The 12,175-nt window shown below is 38.2% G+C and carries 9 protein-coding genes; 8 read left to right on the top strand and 1 reads right to left on the bottom strand.

The window, feature by feature from the left end; genetic code table 11:
* The first annotated feature begins 589 nt into the window (after positions 1–589).
* The 7 genes from EO93_RS04815 to EO93_RS04785 all read left to right on the top strand — a co-directional run bounded on the left by EO93_RS04815 (position 590) and on the right by EO93_RS04785 (position 9,587).
* The gene (locus tag EO93_RS04815; protein ID WP_048161294.1) at positions 590–799 is read left to right on the top strand and encodes a CxxC-x17-CxxC domain-containing protein; all 210 of its coding nucleotides are present in this window, start codon (positions 590–592) and stop codon (positions 797–799) included.
* A gap of 1,207 nt (positions 800–2,006) precedes the next feature.
* Positions 2,007–3,644, top strand: coding sequence for an ABC transporter substrate-binding protein (locus EO93_RS04810; protein ID WP_235284113.1), 1,638 nt, complete (start codon positions 2,007–2,009; stop codon positions 3,642–3,644).
* Positions 3,645–4,259: 615 nt separating this feature from the next.
* The gene (locus EO93_RS04805; protein WP_082107565.1) at positions 4,260–5,837 is read left to right on the top strand and encodes an ABC transporter substrate-binding protein; all 1,578 of its coding nucleotides are present in this window, start codon (positions 4,260–4,262) and stop codon (positions 5,835–5,837) included.
* A gap of 225 nt (positions 5,838–6,062) precedes the next feature.
* On the top strand, positions 6,063–7,055 hold the full coding sequence (locus tag EO93_RS04800; protein WP_048161292.1) for an ABC transporter permease: 993 nt from the start codon (positions 6,063–6,065) through the stop codon (positions 7,053–7,055).
* Complete coding sequence (locus EO93_RS04795; protein ID WP_048161291.1) at positions 7,052–7,909, top strand: ABC transporter permease; 858 nt, start codon at positions 7,052–7,054, stop codon at positions 7,907–7,909. Before EO93_RS04800 ends, EO93_RS04795 begins: the two co-directional genes overlap by 4 nt.
* 99 nt (positions 7,910–8,008) lie before the next feature.
* On the top strand, positions 8,009–8,986 hold the full coding sequence (locus EO93_RS04790) for an ABC transporter ATP-binding protein (RefSeq protein WP_048161295.1): 978 nt from the start codon (positions 8,009–8,011) through the stop codon (positions 8,984–8,986).
* Positions 8,976–9,587 (top strand): ABC transporter ATP-binding protein, encoded by a 612-nt coding sequence (locus tag EO93_RS04785; RefSeq protein WP_048161290.1) that lies wholly within the window; start codon positions 8,976–8,978, stop codon positions 9,585–9,587. The genes EO93_RS04790 and EO93_RS04785 overlap by 11 nt, the downstream gene beginning before the upstream one ends.
* Before the next feature lie 639 nt (positions 9,588–10,226).
* Here the strand turns inward: EO93_RS04785 and EO93_RS04780 are convergent.
* Positions 10,227–10,823, bottom strand: coding sequence for a DUF998 domain-containing protein (locus EO93_RS04780; RefSeq protein WP_048161289.1), 597 nt, complete (start codon positions 10,821–10,823; stop codon positions 10,227–10,229).
* A 705-nt stretch (positions 10,824–11,528) separates the two neighbouring features.
* Between EO93_RS04780 and EO93_RS04775 the strand changes: the two genes are divergently transcribed.
* A complete protein-coding gene (locus EO93_RS04775; protein ID WP_048140677.1) occupies positions 11,529–11,717 on the top strand; it encodes a CxxC-x17-CxxC domain-containing protein in 189 nt (62 codons plus the stop codon).
* Positions 11,718–12,175 lie beyond the last annotated feature (458 nt).

Genomic DNA, 12,175 nt, shown 5'->3' with positions numbered 1-12,175 from the left:
ACCTGCGGAACGCGGGGAAGAGCTTGGGGACTTGCCCTCAATAGAGGGAGGAATGAACCAAGAAGCCACTCAGTCTTTAGCTGAGTGGTAGTTCACATCATTCTTAAAATCAATATCAATGCCATCAACATCAATACCCTGGAAATCATGTTCCAATAAATAGACGTATAATCATCGGTTGCTAAATACCAATTTTGGTATTTAAACCAAAGAGTTATATATAATTATACTTTAAAACTATTGATTGAACTGGTCCCTAAACTCAAAATTGCTTCTCTGAATCTCGTGTTCTGAATTATTAATTGAGTTTATGATCAAAAAAATAGTTCTGAAACTTTAAGGCTTTTCGCTGTTTCGAGTAAGGAACTTACATTCATTTTCTAAATGTTGAAGTGGCATGTATAAAATTTAGAAACGTTTGCGGTTGAAACTCACATTCATGCTCGACGTTTCGTTTTTTAGCATGGCTAATTTCTAACTGAGCAATTATTTTCGGCCCATACGAAACAGAGAAGAGTAAACTTCTGATTTGCGAATAAAATTAGTTGGGGGATCAGTTTACTATCAACTAAAACCAAGGTGAAACAAAATGGCTTATAATGACAGAAAAAACCTTTTCAGGGTAAGAGACGGTGACAGTGGAGGTTTCGGAGCGACCAGAGAAATGTACAAAGTAACCTGTTCTGACTGTGGGATTGAAACCGAAGTGCCTTTCAAACCTGATCCCGAAAGACCGGTTTACTGCAGGGACTGTCTTCCTAACCACAGGAAACCCAGATTTGAGAACCGCAGATACTGAACTTATCTCAATAATTGAGATCTTTTTTTAAGAGGTTTTTAGACTCAGTACCAAAATCCAGTGAGGAATGTAAAATTAAAAATCACTGGGTTTTGGAACAGGGTCGGTTTCTACGAAGCCGAATAAAAGAAAACGTGGTACATTACGGGGCAGTCATTGAGAAGAAAACAGGGCAGTCATTGAGAAGAAAAAAACCCTTAGGCTCCGGCACAGAACTACCTCTGCACATTCCCGATTGGACGTTTTGATTTTCACTATCATGGTCTCCAATCAAAGTTCCAATTAATTACGAGTTGCATAGGTTATTTTGTTGCGGGTACTTAGTTTAAACCCTAATTTGACCTAAGAATACATTTTCTACTGGATAAATGGGTTTCATGCTTCTGTTTTCTTTACACAATTAAAAGTAATATCTTGTATTTTTTGGGCACTTCGTTGTTTTGTATTGATCTCCTCATAAAAACCAACGTGATCTTTAATTGAAAGTCTTCTTATCTATAGGGAATAACGAAGAGCCATTTTTTGATTTGTGATGTTTCTTTATTTTTTCCGTAAGAGCCTGTGCCGCTACAACTCGTTTTTTGTACGAAAACACTTTATTAATTAGTGGAACTTCTCAAATTCGGGTTAAAATTCAGAAGCAATCGTAAAAAAACTGTATTGTAGAGTAAAATGTTGCTATCCAAAAGAATGAAAAATCAGTTTTCTTCAATTTCATACCGGATACTTGCAAAGATAATAAGTTTCAATCTTTGTCTTAGTGGGTTTTACTAAAGAATTTTGTTATTGATCGCGAAATATGCAGACTTTTGAGTTTCAATCCAATTTTTCTTGTTTTTATCGCCAAAATTTCTACTTATTTTCAGCATCCGATGTCCACAGCTAATTAAAAACCTACAACAAAATAAATTCTCATATCTGGTAATACTAACTTGCATAATATACATTTATTCGTAACACATTTTTTTAGAAACGTATATATAGTAAAATGGTTTTATTCAACTAATTATAATTATTACTTAAAAAGTAACACTTTGGCAATATTTTTAGTTATATAAGTATTATCTAAAAAAAGAATCTTTCCAGTCATTAAAACACTGGTTCGGGAATTAATGTCAAAAAAATTCCGGACTCTAATATCAATCGAGGAGGAGTTTAAATTAAGAAAAACCAGCAATATTTGCTCATAGGCTCAATAGTCATAATTATGGCGGCTGTTGTTGTTGTCAGTTCGATGTCCAGTCCTGCTTCAGATTCTGCGTTAGATGACCCGGCTTCCCAGGTTTCGGCGGAAATGGAATTCCGGGGGTCTGGAGAACTGGTAAGTTCCCAGGGGTCTGACGAACTGATCGCAGCCGTAGGGACTCACGGCGGAGAACCGGAAGTGGGCTTTAACCCGATTACCGGCTGGGGTTATAACCGTGAACCTCTGGTCCAGAGCACTCTTTTCAAAAAGGACAGCAGTGCAAATCTGATCAACGATTTAGCTACAAATTATACGGTTAGCAGTGACGGGTTAAAGTGGACTGTTACAATAAGAGATGACGTTAAATTCCATGATGGAGTGCCTTTAACAGCTAAGGATGTGGCATTCACCTTTAACACGGCAGCAGATGCCAGTGGCAGTGTGGATTTATCCATGCTGGAAAAGGCTGCAGCAATCGAAGGTTACACCGTTGAATTCGACTTGAATGACCCTCAGGCTACCTTCATCAATAAACTCGCAGTTATTGGCATTGTCCCTGAACATGCTTACGATGAAAATTACGGTCAAAATCCAATAGGTTCAGGCCCATACAAATTTGTCCAGTGGGATAAAGGGCAGCAGGTAATCTTTGAAGCAAATCCGGATTATTATGGGCAGGAACCGTACTTTAAAAAGATAACCATGCTCTTTATGGGATCAGACGCTGCTTTTGCGGCGGCCAGGTCCGGACAGATTGATCTGGCTGAAATTCCTGCTTCATTCGCCAAACAAACCGTAGATGGAATGAAAATAGTATCTCTTGATTCTATTGATGCTCGAGGAATAAGCTTTCCCCTGCAAGCAAATACCGGTGAAAAAACTGAAAATGGCTACGCAATCGGGAACAATATAACTTCTGATATTGCAATAAGAAAAGCCCTGAACATCGGAATAGACAGGCAGGCGTTAATCAATGGAGCATTAAATGGGCAGGGCAAAGAGGAATTCACGGGTGTGGATAAATTACCCTGGGGAAATAAGGAAGCTATTTTTGAGGATGGAAATCTCGAAGCAGCAAAGAAAATCTTAACTGAAGCCGGCTGGGAAGATACCGATGGCGACGGCATTGTTGAGAAAAATGGATTAAAAGCCGAATTTACTTTATTATATACTTCCAATGCGCAGGAAAGGCAGGCATTAGCTGTTTCGGTATCGGAAGAAGCAAAAAAATTGGGTATAAACATTAAAGTCGAGGGTAAAAGCTGGAATGAAATTGACACCCTTGTTCATTCAACTCCGGTAGTCTTTGGTTATGGTTCGCTGGATCCAACTGACGTATACTTAAGATACTACAGCAAGAGCTACGATCCTTCGAATTACAACAATGTAATTATGTACAACAATTCTGCTGTGGACAACTACCTGAGAACAGCCATAACCAGTTTTGATCAGGATACTGCCAATGAAAACTGGCAGCTGGCTGCCTGGGATGGGACAACAGGCTTTTCAGAAAAAGGAGATGCTACATGGCTGTGGATGGCAACCATTAATTATGTCTTCATTATGGATGACGACCTGGATATCGGAACTCCCAAAATACAGCCTCACGGTGCAGATATCTTTGGTAGCATTCTGGAATGGAAACGCACAGGAAATTAAACAGGGAGTTGAATTTCTATTTCAAATCCCATTTTTTTTCTTTTGAATATCTTATGAAACTCTGAAAAGCTGCTCAATCTTGAAATGGAAGCTGTTTAGTATTGTTACCTTTTGGTATCGTTACCTTTTGATAACGATACCTTTTGATATCGTTACCTTTTGATATCGTTACCTTTTGATATCGTTACCTTTTGATATCGTTACCTTCCGGTATCTTCCGGAATCGTCATAATTTATACTTATTTTCAGCATCCAATAGCTGCAGCTGATTAAAATGCTCTTAAAATGAATAATAACTCTCATTTAATGATACGATATTCCATGAAACAAACGTTTTAGTAACACTTTCTTTTAGGAAAGTATATATAGTAAAATTGTTTTAATTTAACCTATCTTAATAATTGTGTAAAAAATAATACTTTGGTAATATTTTTATCTATGAAAGTGTTATTCAAAAAGTATTTCTAGTCATTACAATCTGGTAAAGGGCTTTTTGCAAAAATAATTCAGTGTGTTGATTAAAATGGAGGAGGAGTTCAGATTAAGAAAAACCAGCAGTATTTGCTTATAGGATCAATAATCGTAATTATAGCGGCTATTGTTATAATCAGTTCTATGCCTGGCTCTACGTCCAGTTCTACGTCAGACAGCTCAACGTCCCAGGCTTCTGATGAATTGGTCGTAAATGTATATTCGCATACAGGGGAACCAAAAGCAGGATTTGATCCGCTTATGGGATGGGGATCAGGTCATGTGAATTTTGAACCATTGATACAAAGTACTCTTTTTAAATCAGCTGATGATGGCAGTATAATAAATGACCTTGCTACGGATTACTCTGTTAGTTCTGATGGGAATACCTGGACTGTAAATATAAGAGATGATGTTAAATTTACAGATGGGGAGAAATTATCAGCAGAAGACGTAGCATTTACCTTTAATACAGCAGTTGGAAGTAATTCAGAGCTGGATATGAGTAATCTTGAAAATGCTGCAGCAATAAATGATACTGCAGTTGAATTCAAATTAAAAGAACCCCAGTCAAGCTTCATATGGAGACTCAGATACGTTGGAATTGTGCCAGAACATGCATATAAAAAAGAAACCTACGGGTCAAATCCAATTGGATCGGGACCATATAAATTGATACAGTGGGACAAAGGTCAACAGGCAATATTTAATTTAAACGAAGATTACTATGGAAAAAAACCATTCTTCAAAAAAATAACCATGTTATTCCTGGATAAAGAAACTGCATTTGCAGCTGCAAGGTCCGGTGATGTAGACCTGGCTGAAATCGACATTAACCATGCCAATCAGACTATAGATGGATATAATTTAATGTCTCTTCCCTCATCAAGAGCATTCGGAGTTTCATTCCCCCTGCAGAATAATATAGGGGAAATAAGTCTACAGGGAGATCCCATAGGCAATAATGTAACAGCAGATCTGGCAATTCGAAAAGCCTTAAACATAGGTATCGACAGAAAAGCCATACTTGACGGAGTAATATATGGAAAAGGGGATGTAGAATACACCGGAGTAGATCAACGAAACTTTGGGAACCCTGAAGCTAAAATCAACGATTCAAATCTCGAAGAAGCCAAAATAATGTTAGAAAACGCAGGATGGAAGGACAACGATGGCGATGGAATTCGAGAAAAAGATGGAACTAAAGCAGAATTTAAACTATACTATTCTTCAGCAGACCAAACAAGGCAAGCTCTTTCAGTGGCTGTAAGTGAACAGGCCAAAAAATTAGGTATAAAAATAGACCTGGTCGGCACAAACTGGGATGAAATATATGCCAATCAATACAGTTCAGCCGTTTTATACGCTTACAGCAGTATAGATACCTTCAATTTATACATGCAATACCACAGTAAAGAAGCAGATGATACATACAAGAATCCGGGGCTTTACAATAATCCTGTTGTAGATGGATATTTAGAATCAGCTTTAAGATCCGCAGACCAGGCCCAGGCTACAAAAAACTGGCAATTAGCCGCATATGATGGAAAGACCGGTTACGGGCCTGCAGGAGATGCAACATGGTTATGGCTGGTGACAATGGATTATCTGTATACGGTGGATGAAACCTTAGACATAGGAACTCCACAAAAAAACGCTGGGTCCGATATTTTAGGAAATATCTACGAATGGACAAGAACAAATGCAACCAGCTCGACTTAAAGTGAGTGATATTAACATCGTAATAAAATGATGTTCTAAATATTACTCCTTTTACCTTTTTTATTTGGGGCTGGAATTTGATGGGAAATTCTTGAAAAATATAGTGCAATCTATTTCGACTTAAAATCGTATGAAAATTCTTCAGATTATTCCTAATTATTCATAATATTTGTATCTATGTTAAAATGAATCTATTATAAAATAATTATTATGTGAGGGAATCGCGTGTTAGACAATGAAAAAATAGCGGGCTTTATAGGAAAAAAAATACTTCGGTTGATAAGTCTTTTGATTCTAGTTTGTTTTGTAAGTTTCATGCTCATTCAATACTCGCCTATAGACCCTGTTAGAGCTTATATTGGAGAAATGCCAGTGAGTGCAGAGCACAAAGCTAAACTTGAAGAATATTGGGGAGTTAACACGCCTCCGCAGGAAAAATTCTTGAACTGGGCGGGAGATGTTCTTAAAGGAAACTTTGGAATTTCATTGATTTATAGAATACCTGTTACTGATGTAATCAAAGAACGATTCACAGCTTCTCTTGCTCTGATGGCGGCTTCATGGCTGTTTTCAGGAATTTTAGGTTTCATTTTAGGGATAGTAGCGGGAATGAAGAAAGGAACGTGGATAGATAAGGCAATAAAAACTTATTGTTATGTTTTAGCTGCCACACCAACTTTTTGGCTGGCATTGATTCTATTAATGGTATTTTCAGTGTATTTGGGCTGGTTCCCTATAGGTTTAAGTGTACCAATAGGCGTCACTGCGGAAAATGTGACTTTTTTGGATTGGTTTCTGCGTTTAATTCTCCCTGCACTAACTTTGAGTTTATTAGGAGTTGCTCAAATTGCGCTGTTTACTCGAGAAAAATTAATAGAAGTTCTATCCAGTGATTATGTATTATTTGCAAAGGCAAGAGGTGAAAAAGGATTAAATCTGGTATTAAGGCATGGAATTAGGAACGTTGCACTTCCAGCTATTACACTACAGTTTTTAGGATTCAGTGAATTGTTTGGAGGAACAGTTCTGGTTGAACAGGTATTTTCCTATCCCGGAATTGGACAGGCTGCAGTAGCAGCAGGATTGAGATCTGATGTACCACTGCTTTTAGGAATAGTTATTGTTAGTGCTTGCTTTGTCTTTTTTGGAAACGCAATTGCTGATCTTATATACCAGTTTGTTGATCCCAGGATAAAACAACAGGAGGCCTCAATATGAGTACTGCTGTTGTAACAGTTAACAAAGGAGTATTCAGCGGATTTAATTTAAGGCAGAAGACTCTTTTAATAATAGGCTTCACGTCCCTTTTATTGCTTGCAATTGTGATTTCTAGCGTGAGTTTCGGCGAAGAATCTTTACATACTAATTTTGGCTCTAAAAACCTTAATCCTTCCCCGGAACATCCGTTTGGGACCGATTGGATGGGAAGGGACATGTTCATAAGAACTCTAAAGGGACTTGGTTCAAGCATAATGATTGGAGCTTTTGCTTCTACAATCAGTACTATACTGGCCATAATTTTAGGCTTGCTCTCAAGTACAGGAAAGATCGCAGATTCCTTTATCGCCTGGTTAGTAGATTTATTCCTTTCAATCCCCCACCTTCTTTTGATAATCCTTATTTCCATAGGATTCGGAGGCGGAGCAACAGGAGTCATTATTGGAGTTGCATTAACGCATTGGACAGGCTTAACAAGGGTTGTAAGAGCAGAAATTAAGCAGCTAAAAACCCAGGAATATATCCATATATCCAGAAATCTTGGTAAGTCAAAATGGTGGATAGCTACAAAACATATTCTGCCTCATTTAATTCCTCAAATTTTATTAGGCACGATTTTAATGTTTCCACATGCTATTTTACATGAAGCTTCAGCTACATTCCTGGGTTTTGGACTTTCACCCCACGAACCGGCAATTGGTATCATTTTATCAGAGTCTATGAAGTACCTCTCGGCAGGATACTGGTGGCTTGCTTTCTTTCCGGGATTATCCCTGTTAATTGTAGTCCTGGCATTTGATATGATTGGAGAAAATTTAGGAAAGCTGATGGACCCAAAAAATGCTCACGAGTAAAGTTCACATGAGTAAATTTCACCGGGTATCGGTTGAGATATTTTTTGCCTGAATGGTAAGTACAGATCTTAGATTTAAAAGGTGTGGAATATGGGAAATATGAGAAATAAAACTGAAATAAATGCTAAAGAAAAGAAGGAGACTGAAGCTCTATTAAAAGTAGAAGACCTTTCCCTTTCTTTCATTCAATATGCTTCCGGACTCAGGCAAACTGAGTTAAAAGTAATCTGCAATTTGAGCATAGAAGCTTACAGAGGTGAAATTTTAGCCGTTGTTGGTTCGAGCGGGTCTGGTAAAAGTCTTCTGGCACATGCAATTTTAGGGATTTTACCTTCAAACGCGAAACTTGATGTGAATATGGAATACAATGGCAAGAAACTCACTCAGGAGATAAAAGAAGAAATCAGGGGAAAAGAAATAGCTCTGATCCCTCAATCCACAACCTACCTGGACCCTTTAATGAGGATCTCCAATCAGGTAATAGGATGTGTTGAAGAGAAAAATGAAGGCTTGATGAAGAAGGTCCAGAGAGAAATTTTCCAGAAATATGATTTAAAACCAGATGTTGATAGAATGTTCCCCCATGAGTTATCAGGAGGCATGACCAGAAGAGTTCTGGTTTCCACTGCCGTAATGAGTTCCGCAAAGCTCATAATTGCAGATGAACCAACTCCGGGTCTGGATGAAAAAACTTTGAATGAAACCTTGAGTTACTTCAAAGACATGGCAAATAAAGGATGTGCAGTGATACTTATAACTCATGATATAGAAGCTGCATTAAAAATCTCTGATAAAATTGCAATCTTCTATGCAGGTACGGTTTTAGAAGTAGCTAATGTTGAAGATTTTAAAAATAACGGGGAAAATTTAAGGCACCCATACACCCGGGCACTCTGGAATGCCCTTCCCCAGAACAATTTCCTGGCAATTAAAGGCCATCAACCAATGCAGGATGAAGTCATTGATGGATGTATATTTTATGAAAGGTGTTCCAAAAAGAATGAGCTTTGCTCTAAAGGCATCCCTCAATTTAAAACTATCAACGGAGGAGTGGTGAGGTGCAATAATGTGTCTTAAAGGCGAAAATATAAGTTTCGGGTATAAAAGAAACAATTTGATTTTAAATAATGTGAATATATCTCTAGGTAGTGGGGAAGTACTGGGTCTAATCGGAGACAGCGGAAGTGGTAAATCAACCCTCTGTAAAATATTGGCTGGTTACGAAAATGACTATCAGGGAAATGTAAGTATCGACGGAAAAGAAATTCCCTCAAAAGGATATAACCCGGTCCAGTTAGTCTTTCAACACCCGGAAAAAGCTGTAAACCCTAAATGGAAAATGAAAGACATTTTAAATGAAGGACATATTGTTCCACAGGATATTTTAGATTCATTCGGAATAAAAAAGAGCTGGCTTAACAGATGGCCAAATGAGCTTTCCGGAGGAGAACTTCAAAGGTTTGCCCTTGCAAGGGCTTTAAGCCCTGAAACTAAATTTTTAATCGCTGATGAAATAACTACAATGGTAGATGCCATTACTCAAGCCCAAATCTGGAGTATAGTTCTGGATATAGTCAAAGAGCTGAATATCGGAGTACTGGTTGTAAGTCACGAAAAAAAATTAATTAAAAGGCTATGTAATGATGTCGTTTATTTTAATGATATAAATAATGCCTAACCAAAATTCCAGTTTTTCCTCATAAACTGGGAGATCTCTTCCAGAGCCGCGGAGGATATTTTTCGTTTTTCTCCCTCCGCTGCAATGGGACTGAGCCAGCCGTCAGTCCGATAAAAAGAGATCCAAAAGACGGCACTGAAATTAAGAGAGACAGATATTGAAGGAAATATCCCCGGGATAGAGAGAATATTTTCCTTTTATTCCCCGAGGACTGTTTTTTAATTCATAGGCGATACAGACGCCTCCGCCAGCTTGTCTGGCGGCCCTTCCCAAAAGGAAAAATGAAAGCAAAACTATTTGAAAGAGAAATGAGACTGAAAAAGAGATGAGATCGAAATTTCTGCAGATTTGACCCGTTTGGTTCTCGTTCTTTCTAACTCAAAAGTGTTCTCAGTTGTTTTTATTTCCCGGGCTTTTCTCTTCTCTTCTCTTCTCTTCATTTTGGGAAAGACCGCTCTCCTGTGTCGAGCGGGACAAAAAAGACTCAGTATAGCGAGTACCGTTGTATGGATTAGAAATAATGTAATTTAGTCCTCCTGTGCGAGGAGAAAAGTAACGTTACTTGTCCATAAGTTAGTCTGCTTGAGCGAAACTCACTTTATTACCCGAAATTGGCCCTCTTGAGCAAAGCTCCCATTCTTATGCTCTCGAATGTCCTATCAGGTACCCTCCAAAACCTGTGACCCAGAGCAGGATCGGATATGCTATCCACCGCTCAAGCCCTCCGAGCCCAAAGGCTGAAAAAGGGCTTGCCTCTCCCATGATGTAGTAAAGAAACAGGTCCAAAAGTGCGATTCCTCCGAGTATGACTGAGAAATAGCTAAGTGGTGCCCTCTCGATCCTGGAGCTTGTAATTGCGGATATGCCTCCCATAACGAAAGCCATCAGTGTAAAAATTCCGTGTATATCCCCATAGCTCCCGTTGAAGATCCCGACTCCCAGGACTCCGATCCCGAATAAGGCCAGAGGAGCAGTGACTTCTCGCTTCCGGAACGCGCGGTTAATGCAGTATGCAGAAGAGGCGATTAAGAGGCCTGTTAAAGCCATTGCAGCACTGAAGATGGTTGAAGATGGTTGTATTATAATACTGTTGGGCGGATCGGTTGCACCCAGGTCGCTTATCATGTTCTGCGAAGTGCTGTACCCGGGATATAGCGTCTCAGCCGTGATAATCCCGAGGAAAGCCAGCACGCCTGCAATGAATAGGAGTGCTCCTGCAATGTTTTCGTACCGCATACGAGAATGTGATCTGTCAACCATGGCAATCTGATAAACCAAGGGGGGTGAGGGTATTTAGGGGTTGTGTTGGGGGATTCCGGTCAGTAATAATAATTTCAGATACTTTTAACAATTCCAGGTACTTTTAACAATTCCAGGTACTTTTAACAATTCCAGATACTTTTAACAATTTCAAACACTTTTAACAATTCCAGATACTTTTAACAATTTTAAATACTTTTAACAATTCCAGATACTTTTAACAATTTCAAATACTTTTGATTTCTTCTTGTTTCCCTGTAAAGGCTGTATATTACCATTGAAATGATAGGGATTAGCCCTTCTTTCGCCCTAATAAGGGTAAATATTAATTCGTAAATCTAAAGAGCATTAATCGACTTTCTTATCATAAAAACAGTCCTGAAAACTTTTTAAAATTAAGAGTGAAATGGCTTTTTTTATTAGCTCATAGATCTCTTTTCTGCAGGCGGTTTTCAGAAATCTCTTCTGCAAACTCTGGATATAAAGTGTTTTTTTAGTTGAGAGAGTGTCATCATTTGGATAGATACAGTTATATATTAGAAGTGCGATGTAGATGTATTGAAAATAAAGAGAAGTATACTCATCTGTTGTTAAAAAACCAATTTTTGTTTTTAAACAAAGAGCTCTATACAATCTTATTTTTAAACTATTAACAAAAACTAAAACAAAGGTGAAACAAATATGGCTTTTAATGACAGAAATAACTTCGGTGGTAACAATTTCGGCGCTCCTAGAGAAATGCACAAGACAACCTGTTCAGACTGTAAAGCTGAGACAGAAGTGCCTTTCAAACCTGACCCAGAAAGACCTGTTTACTGCAGGGACTGTCTTCCTAACCACAGGACACCCAGAGAAAACCGCAGATATTAAGCGCCCAAATTTCGTATTGGGATCACAGGAAATTTGATATTTCCTGGGAGTTGCGATGTAATCGCAACCGCATGAGGTCCGTTTCGCTTTGCTCAAGCGGACTAATTCTTTTACTTTTTTAAAATACACTATAGTCGGAATATACTTTTCTCTTTACCTGTAATCTTTTGCAGCTTTGAAGATTTGCAGCTTGAGAATTAGCACTTTACAGGGCCGATAAGTTTTGCTTATCGTAAGTCTTTATTGAGGTGCTGTTTCCGAGTTAAAGTTAAAAACTGTTAGCCAAATCCTTTTTTCATTGGATATATCCGACAATGGATTGCTATATAATAAATGAAACTTCCTCTATTTTCAATTCAATTAAAACCTAAGTTTGACAGTATCCACTAATTGGTACTGAATATTTCCCTTCTTTTTTGACCCACCTGGACTTGACAATTCTCTTAATTTTATAAAAA

Origin of the sequence: Methanosarcina sp. 1.H.A.2.2 (assembly GCF_000979975.1) — an archaeon.
In the GTDB taxonomy this organism is placed as follows: Archaea; Halobacteriota; Methanosarcinia; order Methanosarcinales; family Methanosarcinaceae; genus Methanosarcina.
This window is presented reverse-complemented; position numbering and strand designations above follow the sequence as displayed.

Excerpts from the sequence above, each read along its gene's own strand:
- EO93_RS04810 (WP_235284113.1), top strand. The coding sequence starts at position 2,007 with ATGGCGGCTGTTGTTGTTGTCAGTTCGATGTCCAGTCCTGCTTCAGAT.
- EO93_RS04795 (WP_048161291.1), top strand. The coding sequence starts at position 7,052 with ATGAGTACTGCTGTTGTAACAGTTAACAAAGGAGTATTCAGCGGATTT.
- EO93_RS04785 (WP_048161290.1), top strand. The coding sequence starts at position 8,976 with ATGTGTCTTAAAGGCGAAAATATAAGTTTCGGGTATAAAAGAAACAAT.
- EO93_RS04780 (WP_048161289.1), bottom strand. The coding sequence starts at position 10,823 with ATGCGGTACGAAAACATTGCAGGAGCACTCCTATTCATTGCAGGCGTG.
- EO93_RS04815 (WP_048161294.1), top strand. The coding sequence starts at position 590 with ATGGCTTATAATGACAGAAAAAACCTTTTCAGGGTAAGAGACGGTGAC.
- EO93_RS04775 (WP_048140677.1), top strand. The coding sequence starts at position 11,529 with ATGGCTTTTAATGACAGAAATAACTTCGGTGGTAACAATTTCGGCGCT.
- EO93_RS04805 (WP_082107565.1), top strand. The coding sequence starts at position 4,260 with ATGCCTGGCTCTACGTCCAGTTCTACGTCAGACAGCTCAACGTCCCAG.
- EO93_RS04790 (WP_048161295.1), top strand. The coding sequence starts at position 8,009 with ATGAGAAATAAAACTGAAATAAATGCTAAAGAAAAGAAGGAGACTGAA.